The 18,146-nt window shown below is 39.6% G+C and carries 20 protein-coding genes; 13 read left to right on the top strand and 7 right to left on the bottom strand.

What is annotated here, in order from left to right:
• The first annotated feature begins 31 nt into the window (after positions 1–31).
• Positions 32–343 (top strand): 50S ribosomal protein L21, encoded by a 312-nt coding sequence (gene rplU / locus H6607_05220; GenBank protein MCB9261757.1) that lies wholly within the window; start codon positions 32–34, stop codon positions 341–343.
• A gap of 4 nt (positions 344–347) precedes the next feature.
• On the top strand, positions 348–608 hold the full coding sequence (rpmA, locus tag H6607_05215) for a 50S ribosomal protein L27 (protein ID MCB9261756.1): 261 nt from the start codon (positions 348–350) through the stop codon (positions 606–608).
• Positions 609–641: 33 nt separating this feature from the next.
• Here rpmA and H6607_05210 read toward each other — a convergent pair whose 3' ends face one another.
• The 4 genes from H6607_05210 to H6607_05195 form a co-directional block, all read right to left on the bottom strand.
• Positions 642–1,331: a hypothetical protein gene (locus tag H6607_05210; GenBank protein ID MCB9261755.1), complete on the bottom strand. Its 690-nt coding sequence runs from the start codon at positions 1,329–1,331 to the stop codon at positions 642–644.
• A gap of 262 nt (positions 1,332–1,593) precedes the next feature.
• Positions 1,594–1,941, bottom strand: coding sequence for a DUF2853 family protein (locus H6607_05205; protein ID MCB9261754.1), 348 nt, complete (start codon positions 1,939–1,941; stop codon positions 1,594–1,596).
• Between the two features lie 79 nt (positions 1,942–2,020).
• Positions 2,021–2,791, bottom strand: coding sequence for a hypothetical protein (locus tag H6607_05200; GenBank protein ID MCB9261753.1), 771 nt, complete (start codon positions 2,789–2,791; stop codon positions 2,021–2,023).
• 18 nt (positions 2,792–2,809) lie between these two features.
• The gene (locus H6607_05195; protein MCB9261752.1) at positions 2,810–4,477 is read right to left on the bottom strand and encodes a formate--tetrahydrofolate ligase; all 1,668 of its coding nucleotides are present in this window, start codon (positions 4,475–4,477) and stop codon (positions 2,810–2,812) included.
• A 205-nt stretch (positions 4,478–4,682) separates the two neighbouring features.
• On the opposite strand from H6607_05195, the gene H6607_05190 reads away from it, so the two are divergent.
• The 4 genes from H6607_05190 (at position 4,683) to H6607_05175 (ending at position 10,131) form a co-directional block, all read left to right on the top strand.
• Positions 4,683–7,250 (top strand): right-handed parallel beta-helix repeat-containing protein, encoded by a 2,568-nt coding sequence (locus tag H6607_05190; GenBank protein ID MCB9261751.1) that lies wholly within the window; start codon positions 4,683–4,685, stop codon positions 7,248–7,250.
• Positions 7,251–7,358: 108 nt separating this feature from the next.
• Complete coding sequence (locus H6607_05185; protein ID MCB9261750.1) at positions 7,359–8,681, top strand: sugar porter family MFS transporter; 1,323 nt, start codon at positions 7,359–7,361, stop codon at positions 8,679–8,681.
• The gene (locus H6607_05180; protein MCB9261749.1) at positions 8,681–9,433 is read left to right on the top strand and encodes an ROK family protein; all 753 of its coding nucleotides are present in this window, start codon (positions 8,681–8,683) and stop codon (positions 9,431–9,433) included. Before H6607_05185 ends, H6607_05180 begins: the two co-directional genes overlap by 1 nt.
• A 134-nt stretch (positions 9,434–9,567) precedes the next feature.
• Positions 9,568–10,131, top strand: coding sequence for a PhnA domain-containing protein (locus H6607_05175; GenBank protein MCB9261748.1), 564 nt, complete (start codon positions 9,568–9,570; stop codon positions 10,129–10,131).
• Between the two features lie 37 nt (positions 10,132–10,168).
• Here H6607_05175 and H6607_05170 read toward each other — a convergent pair whose 3' ends face one another.
• On the bottom strand, positions 10,169–10,900 hold the full coding sequence (locus H6607_05170) for a hypothetical protein (protein ID MCB9261747.1): 732 nt from the start codon (positions 10,898–10,900) through the stop codon (positions 10,169–10,171).
• 223 nt (positions 10,901–11,123) lie between these two features.
• Here H6607_05170 and H6607_05165 point away from each other — a divergent pair, with 223 nt between their 5' ends.
• The 7 genes from H6607_05165 (at position 11,124) to H6607_05135 (ending at position 16,030) form a co-directional block, all read left to right on the top strand.
• Positions 11,124–12,305 (top strand): glycosyltransferase, encoded by a 1,182-nt coding sequence (locus H6607_05165; GenBank protein ID MCB9261746.1) that lies wholly within the window; start codon positions 11,124–11,126, stop codon positions 12,303–12,305.
• Positions 12,306–12,338: 33 nt separating this feature from the next.
• Positions 12,339–12,542: a hypothetical protein gene (locus H6607_05160; GenBank protein ID MCB9261745.1), complete on the top strand. Its 204-nt coding sequence runs from the start codon at positions 12,339–12,341 to the stop codon at positions 12,540–12,542.
• A gap of 36 nt (positions 12,543–12,578) precedes the next feature.
• Positions 12,579–13,232 carry a hypothetical protein gene (locus H6607_05155; protein ID MCB9261744.1) on the top strand — a complete coding sequence of 218 codons (654 nt, stop codon included), beginning with the start codon at positions 12,579–12,581 and terminating at the stop codon, positions 13,230–13,232.
• Positions 13,233–13,345: 113 nt separating this feature from the next.
• Positions 13,346–13,921, top strand: a complete 576-nt coding sequence (locus H6607_05150; protein MCB9261743.1) for a MarC family protein — start codon at positions 13,346–13,348, stop codon at positions 13,919–13,921.
• A gap of 477 nt (positions 13,922–14,398) precedes the next feature.
• On the top strand, positions 14,399–14,902 hold the full coding sequence (locus tag H6607_05145; GenBank protein ID MCB9261742.1) for a hypothetical protein: 504 nt from the start codon (positions 14,399–14,401) through the stop codon (positions 14,900–14,902).
• A complete protein-coding gene (locus H6607_05140; GenBank protein ID MCB9261741.1) occupies positions 14,886–15,164 on the top strand; it encodes a transposase in 279 nt (92 codons plus the stop codon). The genes H6607_05145 and H6607_05140 overlap by 17 nt, the downstream gene beginning before the upstream one ends.
• Positions 15,161–16,030 carry an IS3 family transposase gene (locus tag H6607_05135; GenBank protein ID MCB9261740.1) on the top strand — a complete coding sequence of 290 codons (870 nt, stop codon included), beginning with the start codon at positions 15,161–15,163 and terminating at the stop codon, positions 16,028–16,030. The genes H6607_05140 and H6607_05135 overlap by 4 nt, the downstream gene beginning before the upstream one ends.
• 384 nt (positions 16,031–16,414) lie before the next feature.
• On the opposite strand, the gene rnhA is transcribed toward H6607_05135, so the two are convergent.
• Both rnhA and H6607_05125 read right to left on the bottom strand, forming a co-directional pair.
• Positions 16,415–16,876, bottom strand: a complete 462-nt coding sequence (gene rnhA, locus H6607_05130) for a ribonuclease HI (GenBank protein MCB9261739.1) — start codon at positions 16,874–16,876, stop codon at positions 16,415–16,417.
• Positions 16,873–18,081 carry a bifunctional 3,4-dihydroxy-2-butanone-4-phosphate synthase/GTP cyclohydrolase II gene (locus H6607_05125; GenBank protein ID MCB9261738.1) on the bottom strand — a complete coding sequence of 403 codons (1,209 nt, stop codon included), beginning with the start codon at positions 18,079–18,081 and terminating at the stop codon, positions 16,873–16,875. Before H6607_05125 ends, rnhA begins: the two co-directional genes overlap by 4 nt.
• Positions 18,082–18,146: the final 65 nt, after the last annotated feature.

Below are 18,146 nucleotides of genomic sequence, written 5' to 3'. Positions count from 1 at the left end.
AATTTACCTTTGCAGCCCTTAATAAAAGACGATGTTTGCAATAGTAGAAATAGCCGGAAAGCAATACAAGGTTAAAAACAGCCAGCAACTGTATGTAAATAAGTTGAGTGGCGACAGCGGAGACTCTATGAATTTTGATAAAGTTCTGTTGGTGGATAACGATGGAAAAACCAATGTTGGAACACCACAAGTGAAAGGAGCTTCCGTTTCGGCCAAAGTTTTGGAGCATGTAAAAGGCGATAAAGTTATCGTTTTTAAGAAAAAAAGAAGAAAAGGTTACCGTGTTAAAAACGGTCACAGACAAGATTATACAAAAATTGAAATCGAATCAATAAAAGGATAAAACAATGGCACACAAAAAAGGAGCGGGTAGCTCGAAAAACGGTAGAGAATCGCACAGTAAACGATTAGGCGTTAAAATTTTTGGCGGCCAACAAGCGGTAGCCGGCAATATTCTTGTTAGACAACGTGGCACAAAACACCACCCAGGAGATAACGTTGGTATTGGAAAAGACCATACCCTATTTGCCTTGACCAATGGTGTGGTTGTTTTCAAAAAAGGGAAAAACAATCGCTCCTTTGTTAATATTGATTCTTCTGTAAATTAAGAAGTTTAAAATTTCTAAATAAGAAAAGGGCAGCTATTTGGTTGCCCTTTTTTCATGCTCTTTTATTTCCTCGAGGCTTAGTTCAAACACAATATGCTGTGTTATAGTACCCAACAAAATTGGACGTTGAACCCGTTTTCCTAAACCCCAAAGAAGTGATTTTTGTGAAGTCATATTCCAAAGATGTACTCCAAGTGTTGAATCGCTTATGTAGAAAACATCGGCATTAACACTACCCAAAACAAACTGCGAAATGTTTTTTTGCCGAAGGGTTTGAACGTGCTGTTTTATTGCAAATTTCCACGTATTAGGTTCTATCAAAGGCGAAAACTGATACCTACAATTTAGAAGATTGCTGCTGCTGTCAAATTTTTGTAGGTACTCGTTCTCTGAATAACTCAACAGATATTGGTTCAAAATCCAATCAACAGCCGAGCCGTTTTTTATCTCGTCAATAAAAGAAGATGAGTCGATATAGTATCTTGTGTCAGGCCCTTCTCCGGTGGCAAACTCATAAAGCAAAATGGCCGCCGTGCCAATATGATTATCCGCCATAATCTGTTGTTTACCTTTTTCGGTTAATACATTAAAATCAACATTAATCCGTTGGCACATATCGTTGCTGTATTCAATAAGCATCCACTTATAAAACTTGGCAAAAAAGTGTTCCCTACTTTGGTGTTTTTTCTCTTTGGGTTGATCAGCGTGCAAAGGAAACGCCAAACAAACTAATGCAAAAACAACGGCTGTTATTTTGCAAAAATTCAACGGAGGCCGATATTTTATTTCTCTCTCAGACAAAACCCGAGGTTTCTTTTTATTTCAAATGTACGCGAAACAATCAGATAATCATATTTAAAAAGTTGGGGTTGAGAGGTAGTATTTTGTAGATTTATGGATAGTGTGGTTCGGTTTGTGAGGTTCTGAAAAGGGTAAAAAGAAAAGCCGCCCTACAAGAAGACGGCTTTTGAAAAACATTTTTTATTTAGGATGCCGAAGCGTAAACGTTTTCTTTTTTGTAATGTTTAACCAACAAATAATAGAAAATGGCTCGGTATTTATTTCGGTTTGAAGAACCCATTTGTTCACAAACTTTACTGCATGCACCCGCCAAATCATCTGATTCAGACAGGCCTAACTTTCCTACTAAAAAGTTCTTTTTAACTGTCTCCAATTCTGACTCTTGCGAGCAAGAAACTTTATTTGCATCGTTGTTGTAAATTGACGGACCTAAACCTTTGGCTACGGCTTGTAGCAAGTTGGCATCATATTTAATACCCAATTTGTCCATCTCACCTTTGTAGGTGTCCATTGCTTCATCAAATTTGCTCATGTTATAATAATTATTAAGTACTACATTGTAAATCGGAACAATATTACGAAAAACCATAAATAAACAATAATAGAAAAGGTTAAACTCCTTTCTTTTTCATGATTATTTGCATTTGCTCTTCTGCTGTTTTTCCAATCATATTGTTGTCTATCATTATCTGGGCATCTTTTGCCAGTTGCGTATCCGGATAGGTAGCAATCAATTTTTGAAACATAGCCGTGGCTTGCTCTACATTGCCTATTTCTGATAAAAACTCGGCATGGCGTGCCATGGCGAGCGGTGAAAACTCATTTTTTGGGTAGGTGTTATAAACCATTTCAAACAACGGAATAAGTGGCTCTACTCCAACTTGACTCTCTACAAATGCTGCCTTTTCGCTTACAAATTTGGATATTTCTTCATCCTTTTTACTTTTTAATACTTTTGTCAAATTATCCACATATATCCGAGCATCGGCAAATTCAAGCTTTTTCCCATCCAACTTTGCGTAGTTTTCAAACACGGCCAAACACGAATCGCTTTTGCCCTGCAAACCGTAAATCTTGGCGATAACCGGCATTATATCCTTGTTTTTATAACGATTCAAGCTATTTTCAGACAGTTTTAACGCCCTGTCTAAATCGTTTGTCAAAAAGGCATACATGGCCGCATTTTCGGTATAAAATTGACTGGCAGAATCATCCGGATATTTCAATGCATATTGCTCATACAAAGCATTTAACTCCTTTTTGGTTTCTGCATTTTGCACTTCCCCAGTTTCGAGGGCTGCAATCTTTTCAGCCAATTTTTCCTTTGAATCGGTGCACGACCATAATGCTACCGCCACAAAAAGATAAATCCACTTATTCATTTAATGTAGGCTCTAATCTTAACTCAAACCGCTTATAACACCATTTGCATCAATTGTCATTCCTTCTGAGGCAGGAACGGCAGGCAAGCCCGGCATACGCATCATATCGCCCAAAATAGGGATAACAAATCCGGCTCCGGCGGCAATTTCAAATTCGCGAACGGTAACTCTAAATCCTCTTGGCCGACCAATTTTCTTTTCGTTGTCGCTAAATGATTTTTGAGTTTTGGCCATACAAATAGGCAATGCGGACAAGCCCAATTTGTCAATGGTTCGTATTCCGGCTTCTGCTTTTGAGGTATAGTCCACGCCATCTGCTCCATAAATTTCCTTGGCAATGGTCTCTATTTTTTCTTTTATCGAAGCATTCCAATCGTAAAGAGCTTTAAAATTGTTGGCTCCGTTTTCTATTTCTGCAACAACGGCTTTTGCCAAATCCTGAGTACCGTTTCCGCCGTCAGCCCAGCCCTTGCTCAAAACAGCTTGCACACCTATTGATGCACATTTTTCTATCAACCAATCTATTTCTTCTTGGCTGTCGGTGTAGAAATTATTGATGGCTACAACGGGGTTTAGCCCAAATTTTTTGCTGTTTTCAATGTGTTTTTCAAGGTTTTCAAACCCTTTTTGCACCCGCTCCACACTTGGTGTGTTGTATTCCTCTGGTTGTGCACCTCCATGATGGCGAAGAGCACGGATGGTGGCTACCAACACCAATGCTTCCGGACGAAGTTTTCCGTATCCACATTTGATATCAAGGAATTTTTCGGCCCCCAAATCTGCACCAAATCCGGCTTCTGTAACCACATAATCTCCCAACGAAAGTCCCATTTTGGTGGCCAAAATGGTGTTTGTGCCTTGTGCAATATTGGCAAATGGCCCGCCGTGAATAATGGCCGGGTTGCCTTCTAATGTTTGTACCAGGTTAGGTTTTACTGCATCTTTTAACAAGATGGTCATAGCGTTTTCGGCATTCAAATCGCGGGCATATACCGGTTGGTTGTCGTAGGTATAACCCACAAAAATGCTGCCCAGCTTTTGCTTCAAATCTTCCAAATTGTTCGACATACAAAGTATGGCCATAATTTCGGAAGCAGCAGTAATGTTAAAACCGTCCTCGCGAGGCACGCCGTTTCCTTTGCCGCCCAAACCAATAACGATGTCTCTCAACGCACGGTCGTTCATATCAATTACCCGTTTCCAGATAACGGTTCTGGGGTCGATATTTAGGCTTCTTGTTTTGCTTTGAATGTTGTTGTCTATCAAAGCTGCCAACAAGTTGTTGGCTTTTTCAATGGCCGAGAAATCACCGGTAAAATGTAGGTTGATGTCTTCCATAGGCACCACCTGCGAATGACCACCCCCAGCAGCACCGCCTTTTATGCCAAACACAGGGCCCAAAGATGGCTCACGCAACACCACCACACTTTTTTTGCCTATTTTGTTCAAACCTTCGTTTAGACCGATAGAAACAGTGGTTTTTCCCTCTCCGGCAGGTGTAGGCGTAAGAGCCGTTACAAGCACCAATTTGCTGTTTTTTATCTTGTTTTCGTCTATCAGATTCAACGGCAACTTAGCCTTGTATTTTCCATACTGCTCAAGGTCATCTGCCTTTACTCCCAATTTGGCAGCAATATCGTTGATGTGCTGCATCTTTACCGATTGTGCAATTTCTATATCTGTCATTATTCTTAACTTTGGGCTGCGAATATATGTTTTTAGGTGATTAGGTGATTAGATGATTAGATGATTAGATGATTAGATGCTTTGATGCATAGAACTTTTGTTTGGTTGGTTGGTTTGAAGTCCCGTTACTTATTGGGAGGTTGATTTGACTTATTCAAACGAAGCCTTTGGCTATTCGTGTAAATATTCCTTAATTTGAATTATTATGAGCCATAGATTTTTTTTTAAACTGATATTCATTCTACTTTTTGCCCTTTCTATTGAAAAAACGTTGGCACAAACAACACTCAACGGCGGAGATGTTAGTGGAGAGTTATTAAAAAGCGGTTCCCCGTATATTGTTAAAGCCACCATTACCGTGCCCAAAGGAAAAACCCTTGTGGTAAAACCCGGGGTGCAAATTTTATTTGACGGAGCATATAACCTAAATGTGGAAGGCAGCCTGCAAGCATTAGGCACTGCCGCACAACCCATTGTATTTACCGCAAAAGACACCAACAACGGATGGAGAGGCATACAAATTTTTAAAAATGAACAAGGTGCTGATAGCAACCTTTTTGAGCATTGTACTTTTTCGTACACCTACCAAATAACTCCTGACCCTTGGCGGGACTTTGGGGCTGTATTGTTGGATTCGGTTGATAATGTACGATTCTCTTTTTGTGATTTTTTCAATAATACTTCTCTGTCGGGAGGAGCCGTGCGACTATTCTACAGTACCTGTCGAATTAATGATTGTGAATTTGTAAGAAACAGAGCCTATGACTCAAACAGCACTCACCCAGCACAGGGATATGGGCCTTATGGAAGTTGCATTGTCTCAAATTTCTCAGATGTTGAAATTAAATCTTCAAATTTCAAGTTTAATATGAGTATTGCACCTGACTATATTGATTACAATGAAACCGCACGAGCATCTGGTTTGGTTGGATTTGACGGAAACAGGGTGAAAATATTAGATTGTCTTTTTGAAAATAACTTTTGTGATGCAGGGTCTATTATACGCTATGGTGGATCATACTATGACGAACTTAAACTGGATACCTTTTGGATGGAACGCTGTGTAGTAAAAAATAATAAAATACGTGATAAAGAAATACTTGCCTTAAACGGTAGTTACAGCAACCACGTCCGCTTTTATGTAAGGGATTGCGATTTTATTGAGAACGAATGCCTTGATGGTCTTTCGGGGAGTGTTGTCTTATGTTTTAACAACAATGGTGGTTCAAACGATATGGTTGTTGACAATTGTAAATTGATAAATAACAAAATGGCACAAGGCATATTCATTTCACAAGGAGTTCACGGAACCTATAGTAATTCTCTAATTGCCGGACAAAGAGGGTATGGCATTTTCATAACCCAATCTACTAAAGTTTATGTAGTTAATAGTTTAATCCACAACAACTGGAGAGGATTTTACTCATTTTTTAACTCCGATATTAATCTGTTAAACTCCGTGATAGCCTTTAATGGAAGAATTGATAGCACCAAACCTTTCCCTGAATTTGAAAATGGTGCCCCTTGGTCATATTCTTACGGTCTTGGTGTTGGTAATCGAGGGCAACTTAATCTGTACAACAGCATTGTTCAAGATAATAAGGACTATTTAGGTGGTGTTGCCAACTTTATCGGGTCAGAAAACAGAGAACCGTTTCCTGGAAAATGTAATAACTCTATTTTAGAGGGTGGAACATATTCTACACTTAGGATTGGTTTCGATTCACTTGTCAGGTCAGACACCGTTCCCTTTTCCGAGACCAAAAACCTATACACCCAAAAAGTAAACTTTGTAAAACCACCTCAAGGCATTGGTGTGGACTATGCTTCGTTGGATGTCGATTTTCATGTGGTGGAAACGTGTGATACCTCCGATGTGTTCAATCGTGGCCAAAACTTTCATATTCCTGTTCCACTCAATATATGGAATGGTGTGGATAGAGCAGGAAATGCCCGTATTCAATGCGGAACGATGGACATTGGCCCCTATGAAATTTCCGGCCCTAAAGGATATACTCTATTGGAAACTCCGTGGAAAGACACCACACTTTGCTCCAACAATTTAGACCCATTTAACCCAAACGTTTGTGGGTATGATGTAAACTACCGTTGGCAATACAGTACAAACAATACCTCTTGGAACGACCTAAACGCTTCTTCGTTTAACAAAGATAATTTAATAAACCCCAAAGCCGGATATTACCGCCTGATAACCCACCAACAGGAATGCAACGTTACAGACACTTTCGGTAGTCGGCAATTAAACATTCTTCAGGCACCCTCTCCAAATTTGGGTGGAGATGTTTATCTAAAAAACAACGATTCGGTGTGGCTCTCGCCCGGCGTAGGATTCTCAAAATATGTATGGACTATTCCCGGAGGAGACACCAGCCACGTGCTTTTGCGAGAACGGAATTATAAAACCATTTATAAAAAAGTGGTGTGGACAGAAGTAACGGCAAGCAACGGCTGCAAAGCCCGAGACACCATAGTGGTGTATTTTTCTGACCACGTTGGCATAACCAATCTTGAAAATAAATATACTGTTAAACTATACCCAAACCCGTTTAATGAAGTATTGTTTATTGACGTAGAAAAGAACCATCCACCAATCTCCTTTCGTATTGCGGATATGTCAGGTAAAATGGTAATGCACGGTCAAGTTGATACAAATTTTGATACCATTGACACGCATGAACTATCAAACGGAACGTACATTTTGGAAATTGCCGTAGGCAATTCAATTTCAAAAAACAGATTAATAAAAATGTAGATTTTTTGTCTCCCGTGCCATTGTAGCCGTGTCTCAGTAGCCCCGTGCCTCGAGGCACGGGGCTACAATGGCACGGGGCTACGTTACTTTTCCCTATTTTTGAAATCTATGAACAAATCATTTACATGGTCGTTTGCCGTGGCATTGGCCGGATTTCTTTTTGGTTTTGATACGGCGGTCATTTCAGGGGTGGAAGATACTTTGCAGCGTATTTGGCAACTCTCCGATTGGCAACACGGCTTTTGGGTGATGAGTTCTGCCCTCTGGGGAACGGTGTTGGGTGCTGTTTTTGGCAAGTTTCCAACCGACAAATACGGACGGAAAAACACACTTTTTTTTATTGGAATCTTCTTTTTTGTTTCAGCGGTTGGCTCGGCTTTGGCCACCAATTATTTGATGTTTGCCTTTTTTCGTTTTATTGGCGGTTTGGCGGTGGGTGCCTCCACCATCGCTGCACCGGCATACATTACCGAAATATCGCCTGCTGCCAAACGTGGGCAAATGGTAGCCTTGTATCAACTAAGCATTGTGTGCGGCATTTTAATTGCTTTTTTATCGAATTATTTTATGGCCAACAGCGGTTGGCAATGGATGATAGGCATTGAAGCCCTCCCCGCATTGATTTATAGCGGATTGGTTTGGTTTTTGCCCGAAAGTCCGCGTTGGCTTTTTAGCATGGGCAAAACCAAAGAAGCCACAAAAAGTATGGAGTTGTTGCAATTGACCGATAGCGAAAAACAACTCATTCTGCACCCAACCACCAACGAGTTTGATGCCTTAATTCCGCCACAATCAGAAACCACCGACACCATTTTCTCCAAAAAATATAGAATCGGCTTGGCTTTGGTCTTTTTTATTGCGTTTTTCAATCAATTTTCGGGCATCAATGCCATTTTATACTACAGCAAACGCATTTTTATAGAGGCTGGTTTTGAGCAAAATGCCGCCTTTTTGGGCAGTGTGGGCATTGGTTTGTGCAATCTGCTTTTCACCCTATTGGGCATGAAACTGATTGATGTTTGGGGAAGAAAAAAACTCATGTATATTGGTTCTGTTGGATACATTGTTTCACTCTTTATGGTAGCCTTGGCTTTTTTCTATAATTGGTCGGGCTATGTTTCGCTCACTTTTCTGTGTTTGTTTATTGCCTCTCATGCCATTGGGCAAGGCACCGTCATTTGGGTGTTTATTGCCGAGCTGTTTCCCAACCGATTGCGGGCCTCGGGTCAGGCCGTGGGTTCCAGCGTTCATTGGGTGTTGGCGGCCATAATTCCGTTGCTCATGCCATTGGCATTAAACCAAATTGGTGGTGGTGGTATCTTTTTATTTTTTGGGGTAATGATGGTTTTTCAGCTTTTATGGGTTCATTTCAAAATGCCCGAAACAAAAGGAATTTCGTTAGAAGAGCTATCCAAAAAAATAAGTCGTTAATGGAAGTTTTAGGAATAGATATAGGCGGCTCAGGCATAAAGGCCGCCGTAGTGGAAACCGCCAACGGGCAATTAATTTCTGAACGCATTCGACTGGAAACTCCCCAACCTGCCACACCCGATTTAATAGCACATTCGGTTCAAGAAGTTATTGAAAAATTGGACTGGAAGGGTCTTGTGGGTTGCAGTTTTCCCACCGTTATTGTAGATGGCAAATGCCTCACATCGGGCAACATAAGCCAAAAATGGCTGAATGTGCAAGTGGATACTTTATTTAAAAATCATTGTAACAATTCATTTTTTGTGGCCAACGATGCCGACTTGGCTGCTCTTGCCGAAATGAAACTTGGAGCCGGAAAAGATAAAACCGGAAAGGTAATAACCATAACCATCGGCACGGGTATTGGTACAGGCGTTTTCTACAACGGCCAACTCATTCCAAACTTTGAATTTGGCCGTATGTTTTATAAAAAAAACAAGCTCATTGAGCATTATGCCGGCTCGGGAGCCAAAAAGGAAAAGAAATTAAATCTGAAAGATTGGGCAATTCGTTTTGATTTTTTTCTAAATCATTTAGCCCGCATAACCACACCCGATTTTTTTATTTTGGGTGGAGGAATCAGCAAAAAATATGAAGAGTTTTCGCACTATTTAACGGTAAAAACACCCACCGTGGCTGCCCATTTTAGAAATGATGCCGGCATTGTAGGTGCGGCGTTATTTGCTGAAAACGAAAATTCCAAAAACACGTAGGCCGTTGGGTGTTTTATATAGAAAGCTGATTTGCTCATGTTGGCTGCACTTGGTATTTTTTAACCACCATTTGCCTGATGCATTGAAAACAAATTAAATTTTCTGTTTCAAAAAAAATTAAGTGCTTTGCGGCAATGAGTTTAGTAAATGATTTAAAAAACAGGGCAAATGCCTGCGAATTGTGTGGCGGAAATGACCAACTTTCTGCATATATTGTTTCGCCCAAAACAGACGAACTTGCTGAAAATGCCGTGTTGGTTTGCAATGAGTGCAATGAGCAAATACAGGGTAACCAACCCATGAATTCTGCCCGCTGGCGATGCTTGAACGACAGCATTTGGAGTGAGCATTCTGCTGTTAAAGTGCTATCTTATAGGTTGTTGCAAAAAATAAAAGACGAAGGTTGGCCTATTGATTTGTTGGATATGATGTATTTGACGGATGAAGAAATGACATGGGCAAAAAGCGGTGCAGAAGATGGAAAAGTAGTGCATATAGACAGCAACGGGGCGGAGCTTGCCACTGGCGATACCGTGGTTCTTATTAAAGATTTGAACGTAAAAGGCAGCAGCTTAGTGGCAAAACGGGGCGTTGCTGTAAGAAATATCCGGTTAGACCCTGACAATGCCGAGTACATTGAGGGCAAAGTAGAAGGTCAAAACATCGTGATTTTGACCAAGTACGTCAAAAAATCGTGATCGATTAAATACCTTGTTGGTTAAGCCTAAATGCTCACTATTTGCTCAGCGAAAACATGGAATCAAAGTTTTGCGAAATCATTACGGCAGGCTGCCCAACAGTTTCATAATCATATAAAGTGGAAATATCAATTGGGTTTGGGCTATGAAAAAAGTCTTCCAAATCCAAGTTGAGATTGATGGTATTTTTGCCTAAAATCTGCTCTAAAGCATCACCAGGAACATCTAAAGTAAGAGTGCGGGCCGTGGCCACAGAAGGTTGATAGCCTCCAATATGGTAATAAAAATTTCCGGTGGGCGATGAAGGCGAATTACCTTCAAACTTAAAATTGATGTAGCCCGAAGCCATGCCCCACGACATGGGGTCTAAAAATTGTTTCAACAAGGCTCCCGATGCATTTACCGCAGAATCAGCCACACCAAGCGTGAAGCGAATTTTTGCAATCTTTTTGCCTTTTGCCAAATCAAAACTCAAGCTGTTTTGCGGCTTTTCTACAAAATCTATCAAATAATATTTTTCGTCGGCATACTCATTTCCGGCATCATCTATCAATACAAAATTATTGATATGATACCGAAGGTTTGATACATAAATGCTGTCTCCATTATCCGTGGTGTACCACGTTTTCAACTTCAATTCTTGCGTATTCCATGTGTGATTAATGGTCAAAACTATTGGTTTTTCTTCAACAACAGGCACCGCCGGATCGTCATCACACCCCGAAAATACAACCGCCAAAAGTGAAAGTGCTATCAATGATTTTTTCATATTTCTATTTATTTATAACGACTGAAGTTAACTCAACTAATTCAAAAATACAGTTTAAACAGTTCCCTTCTTTTCTCGTCTAAACATTTTTTACCAAAAAAAGATTTATGATTTTTTCCCATACCTCCGGCTTTTCCAAATTCTACAAAAAGATTGTGGGGCTTCCAGATTAATATTGAGGGCAAAAAGTGTTTTAACTACGGTAAAAACTATTTTCGCAGGGTTGAATATTCTATTTTTTGCAAATCGGATTCCGTTTCCTCCCCACCGAGGCGACAAGTTAAAGATATACAATCTCGCTCGACGCATTGCCAAAAACCACACCCTATATTTAATTGCTTTTGTTGAGCAAAAGTCTGATTTTCAATATCAAAAGCAATTAGAGGAAATTTTTGATGAGGTGCATTTGGTGTATCTACCCGTGTGGAAATCATGGTTGAATAGTGCATTAAACTTTTTCGGAAAAATCCCGTTTCAGTTGGCTTACTTCAAAAGCAAAAAAATGGCCGACCAGCTCCACGATTTTTTAGAAAACCACTCTATTGATGTTATTCATACGCAGCATTTACGAATGTCTCAATACACCCGAAACATAACAAACATACCGCGGATATTGGATTTGCCGGATGCATACTCGTTGTACTGGCAACGCCGAAAAACGGTAAAACGACCCCTACTTAATCGAATTTTTGATGCCCTCGAATCAAAAAGAGTTGTGCAGTACGAAAAAGTGGTTTACGATTTTGATTTAAACCTGGTTTGCTCAGTCGAAGACCGCGACCATTTGTTGAATATCCACCCTAAATCGAACATTGGTTTGCTACGAAATGGGGTAGATTTAGAAACTTTTGCCTTTAAAGGACATAACTATTCAAGAAACAAAACATTGCTTTTTACGGGAAACATGGATTATGCACCAAACGTGGATGCTGTCTTGCATTTTGTCGAAAATATTTTCCCTAAAATAAAATCACAGTTTCCTGATATTGAGTTTGTTGTGGCCGGTCAACGACCCTTAAAGTCTATTCTGGATTTGGCCTCGGCTGATGTAAAAATTACCGGGTTTGTAGAAGATATTTCTAAAATGTATGAACAGGCCGATGTGGTGGTTGCCCCATTACGGTTTGGTGCAGGCACGCAAAACAAAGTGCTGGAAGCTATGGCCATGGGCGTTCCGGTGGTTTGCACCGACATTGGCTTTAAAGGCCTCGAAATAGCCACGGGTGATGGGGTTTTTCATGCAAATGATGATACAGAGTTTATCAGTCATGTTGTAAAACTTTTATCATCAGAAGAATTAAGAAAAAAAACAGGAGAAAAGGGTTTGAGTCAGGCTCGGGGCAAGTTTAGTTGGGACGGCATTTCGGCTGATTTAGAAGCTCATTTTTTATCCTTAAAAAATTGATTTTTTCAACATAATTTTGCAAAAAAAAAGAGAATGAAAAAGTACCTATTAATTTTCGCTTTAGCTGCGGCTTTTGCTTCGTGTGGTAAATCAGACAAGACGGAAGAAGTTGACGAGCAAACAAAACAAGAAACTATTGACAACGAAAACAAAGCAGAGGAATTGAACAACCAGGTTGATTCTTTGAACAATTCGTTGAATGAATTGGATTCTGTAATCAATGATTTGGATGTTTAATTTTAAACCCAATTTTTTAACATTTAATTTAAAAAAATGAAAAAGCACATATTTACATGGCTTATAGCCACAGTTTTGACAGTAAGTTTCAATGTTGCCATTGCCCAAAGCCACGGCAAAGGTGGTGGTCATGAAAAAGCCATGGAGAAAAAAGCAGAGCATGGCAGAGAGGGGCAATCAAAAATGATGGACAAAGCCAAAGACAGCGTTGAAAAATACAAAAAAGAGCATGGCCAAGATAAATCGATGGAGCATAAATCGAGAGAGCAAAAAGGTGGAGGCGATGATGAGGCCGAGGAAGGTGAAGACAAGCACGCAGAAGGCGAAAAGCATGGCGAAGGCGAAGACAAAATGCACAGTAACAACGGAAACCATCACGGGCAAAATCGAAACAAAGACTCTATGAGTGGTCGTGAATTTGGAAAAGAACGCTCTGAGCAGGCAAAACAACAAAAAGATGAAGCCACAAAACGAGCTGAAACTGCAAAATCAGATGCACAAACTCGAATTGATGAGTCGAAAGCTAAAGTGAAAGCAGCCAAAGATAAATTGGAAGCCGACAAAAAAGGTGGCAAAGTAAGCAAAGAAGATATAGCCGAGCGTGAGGCTAGAATTAAACGAGCCGAAGATGCCATAAAACGTTCGGAAGAAAAACTAAAACAATTGCACGACTCACAAAGCGGTCAATAATTGTTTAAATAGATTTTGTAAACACAAAAAAATCTCGGTGTCTTCACATCGGGATTTTTTTTTTGTGAACAATTGTTTGATACCACTTTTGGGCAATCCGCTAATTTCGCGGCATGAATAATCTGGATTTCAACGAAATTCTATCTGCCTCCATGGTGCTTTTTGCGGTTATAGATATTTTGGGTAGCGTACCCATTATGCTGTCGCTTAGGCAAAAACTTGGGCATATACAATCAGAAAAAGCCACCATTGCCGCACTTGCTCTTATGATTACCTTTCTCTTTGCCGGCAAAAAAATATTGGGCATTTTGGGTGTGGATGTCAATAGTTTTGCGGTTGCAGGTTCGTTTGTATTGTTTTTTCTGGCCATGGAAATGATTTTGGGCGTAAAACTCTACAAAGAAGAAACGCCCACATCGGCCAGTATTGTGCCTATTGCTTTCCCAATCATTGCCGGAGCCGGAACACTTACCTCCATCCTATCCTTGCGTTCTGAATATGCCGTGCAAAACATATTTGCTGCCATCATTATCAATTGCATTTTGGTATATATCGTGCTTAAAAATACACGAACCCTCGAAAACATTTTGGGCAACGGAGGCATAAACATCCTACGAAAAGTATTTGGCATTGTGCTTTTGGCCATTGCCGTAAAACTATTTACCACAAATATTAAGGAGTTGTTTTAGAAGATCGAATCAAAAAACAATGAATGGTTTGGTGTGATTTGTTGACCCACTAAAAATCAATAATCTTTTAGAACCATTGTGTACTACGAACAAATAACAAGGTTTAAGTTGATGTATTTATCTGACTTTACGAATAAACATATACAAATTACGCAAAAACAACCATGCATCTGCATTGCCTACAGAAATAAACTTGATTCAACATTTTTGTTTTTTTATGAAAAATCTTTGCGTTGTGTCAGAGGCGTATATTTGTGTGTTAGCTGTCAGCCTTCAGAGCCTACAATTGTAGATGAAGAAGTAAATTATCAGAATATTTATCGTCTATGTTATATTCGTTGAGTTGAAGGTTTGTCGATAGGATTGGCAGAAAAGCTGGATTAATTCTCTGTCAGTGATTCTTGCTTAACTTTGCTAAATAAGGGTAAGAAAAAAATAATGACACATTCCATTTTTAGAGGTTCTGAAACTGCGAAATTGGTAGAAAATGAAAATTATTCTATGATATTTTCACAAATTCATCACCTTTTAGAGGTGAGAGAAATTGACATTAATCCAGACAAGTTTTTCGAGTTAGATTTTGATTTTTCTGATTTAATTGTTTTGCCTCTGGTAGGTAATTGTAGGGTACAGGTTGAGAGCGAAAAACTGGTAACTGTTGATTCAAACGAAATTTTGAGTTTGCATAACAGTAGTAAACCAAATAAGATACGTTTGTCAAATCCATATAATCAACTTGTTAAAATTCTGGTTATTTGTTTTGAAAATAAAGTTTCACACGGTTTGAGTGAAAATATAAAAAGTGTAATAACCTTTAATAATAAAAACGAATGGGCAAAAATCTCCAATTTGGATTTTATTAATATTGGTGTTTTTGGTAGTAGGTATGAGGATATTGTTAAAAATAATATAGTACTCCCCAAAAAAAGGACAATTCAAAAGATTAATAAATTTGAATTGGAAAATGAGCAAAAAGCGTAGAAAATTTAGTTCGGGATTTAAGGCCAAAGTGGTCATTGAAGCCCTTCAAGAACGTCAGACATTGCAAGAACTGGCCAGTAAGTATGAGCTGCATAGCACCCAGATTGTATCTTGGAAAAAGGAGTTTTTGGAGAATGCCTCGGAAGTATTTGAGTCAAAGTCGACCAAAGAAAAAGGGTCTGAAGACACCGAGAAATTGTACAACAAAATCGGTCATATGCAAATGCAGATTGATTTTTTAAAGAAAGTCTTGGGCAAATGAGTTTGACAGAAAAACGGCAGCGAGCTGTACAAACGCGTTCAAGACTACCCTTAATGGAGCGTTGCAAATTAATGGGCATCAATAGATCTGGTGTTTATTACAAGCCCAAGATAACCAGTGCATTAAACGAGCAGTTGATGCGAACCATAGACCAATGTTTTATGGCACATCCATACTATGGTGTGGCTCGAATGACGACCTATCTCAAAGAAGACTTGGGTTATCAAATCAACGAAAAACGTGTTCGCAGACTATATCGTCAAATGCGTCTAAAAACCATTTATGCCAAGCCCAAAACCACCCTTAGAGACAAGGCAAACTGTCATTATCCCTATCTGCTTGGTGGACTCAAAGTAGAACACCCAAACCACGTTTGGCAAACAGATATAACGTATATTCCAATGTTTAGAGGCCATATGTTTATGGCAGCTATCATTGATGTGTATAGCAGAAAAATAGTGGGCTGGAGTCTGTCTAACACGATGACCGCACAGTGGTGTGCAGACTTGCTCACAGATACCATAAAACTACACGGAAAACCTCACATTCACAACTCCGATCAAGGCTCGCAATACACCAGCGAAATTTATCTAAACATTCTAAAACAAAACAACATACAAATCTCTATGGACGGCAAAGGAAGGGCTACAGACAACATTTACATCGAACGTTTTTGGCGTTCATTAAAGCAAGAAAAAATCTATCTAAACCCTCCCAACGGGGGCTTGGAATTATACCAACAAATCAACCAATACATCCAATTTTACAACACAAAAAGAAGGCATAGCTCTATAGGGAATTTAACCCCATTACAGAAATATTTTAACCCAAATAAATCAGAAAAAGTTAATTATAAGTACCTTTGATTTTGTCCTAACTTTGGGGTGTAGTTAAGTATCTGGAATTGGCTGGCTTGTAGAGCGAATTACATTTAAATCAAACATCATTAGTTCCAGTATTGAAAATTTTGCAACCTCTGGTAAATACGTTATATTGTTTTTGGCCATTTTAAGTATAGCTGTCAAACTTTATAATTCTAAAAAAACAGTTTCATAAAGGGTGTTTTTTTACTGAAGTGTTAAATTTGATTCTTATCAATTAACATTTAGATTGAAACCATTATTCAAATATTCCGAAGCAGAAAGATTTGTACAAAAAAAGGCTCGTGTAGAATTTTTTGCAAACCGACTGACACGAATTGTATAGTACGATTTAAAAGTAGTAAAAAGCATAACTTTCAATCTTAGAAACTAAAACAACCCTTTTTCTCCCTCATACCCCTCGTCCACTTTTAAATTGTTTCCGGCGGCGGCGGTAGTGGCCAGTTGGTCGCATCGTTCGTTTTCCGGTATGCCTGCATGGCCTTTTACCCACATCATTTTTACGTTGTGCTGAGGGTAAATTTTTAGAAATCGTCGCCATAAATCGGGGTTGGCCTTTTTATCGAAACCTTTTCTCTGCCAACCATATACCCATTTTTTTTCGATAGCATCCACCACATATTTTGAGTCGCTGTAAATAGTAACGTTTAAGTTTGGCTTTTTTAAAGCCTCTAAAGCCACAATAACGGCCAATAACTCCATGCGGTTGTTGGTGGTAAGTCTAAAGCCTTCCGACATTTCTTTTCGGTGGTCGCCTTTTTTTAGCACCACGCCGTAGCCCCCCGGACCCGGATTGCCAATAGATGAACCGTCGGTATAAATGGTTATCAACTCAGTTCGTGGCCTAATTTTTCTTTTTTGGTTTCGAGATAAAATTTGTTGTGGGGGTTGGGTTTTACCTTTAAAGGAACATTCTCCACAATCTCTAACCCGTAGCCGTGCAAACCATTTCTTTTGCGAGGATTGTTGCTCATTAACCGAATTTTCCGAACACCCAAATCTCTCAAAATTTGAGCCCCTACGCCATAATCCCGCTCATCCATTTTAAAACCTAATTCGAGGTTGGCTTCCACAGTATCTAAACCTTGCTCTTGAAGTTTGTAGGCTTTCAATTTGTTGAGCAGCCCTATGCCCCTCCCCTCCTGATTCATATACACAATTACCCCTTTTCCTTCTTCCTCAATTTTTTGCATGGCTTTTTGCAATTGTTCACCACAATCGCAACGACACGAACCAAAAATATCTCCCGTAACGCAGCTCGAATGTACACGCACCAAAACGGGTTCGTCTTCTGTCCATTCGCCTTTTACAAGAGCCAAATGATCTTGGTCGGTAGTAATTTGTTTGTAAGCCACCAAATTAAAATCGCCAAAATCGGTTGGCAAATGAATATCTATCTGCCGCTCTATCAGGCTTTCGTGTTTTAATCGGTATTCAATCAAATCGGCGATAGACACCAATTTCATATCAAATTTTTTGGCCACTTTTACCAAATCCGGCAATCGAGCCATGGTGCCGTCTTCGTTCATAATTTCCACAATACATCCAGCGGGACTATATCCAGCCAATCTCGCCAAATCTATGGAAGCCTCGGTGTGGCCTACTCTTCGCAACACCCCAGCGGTTTTTGCTTTTAGAGGAAAAATGTGTCCAGGTTTTCCTAATTCATTAGGATTTGTATTTGGATTAACCAATGCCTGCACTGTTTTTGCTCTATCACTGGCCGAAATTCCGGTGCTGGTTCCGTGACCAATCAAATCAACCGAAACGGTAAACGGTGTTTCGAATTGAGCAGTGTTTTTGCCCACCATAAGTTCGAGATTTAGTTCTTGACAACGCTCTTCTGTGAGCGGAACGCAGATTAATCCGCGGCCTTCTTTGGCCATAAAGTTAATCATTTCGGGAGTTACACATTCGGCTGCGGCCACAAAATCGCCTTCATTTTCGCGGTCTTCATCGTCCACCACAATAACAATTTTACCTGCTTTTATGTCGGCAATAGCCGATTCAATTGTATCAAGTTTTATGTCTTCCATTTTGCGTAGCAAAGGTAGTTTTTATTGGTGTAACAGATGAAGGTTTAAAAAGGATTGAATCTTAT

The organism is Flavobacteriales bacterium (assembly GCA_020635395.1).
In the GTDB taxonomy this organism is placed as follows: domain Bacteria; phylum Bacteroidota; class Bacteroidia; order NS11-12g; family UBA9320; genus UBA987.
This window is presented reverse-complemented; position numbering and strand designations above follow the sequence as displayed.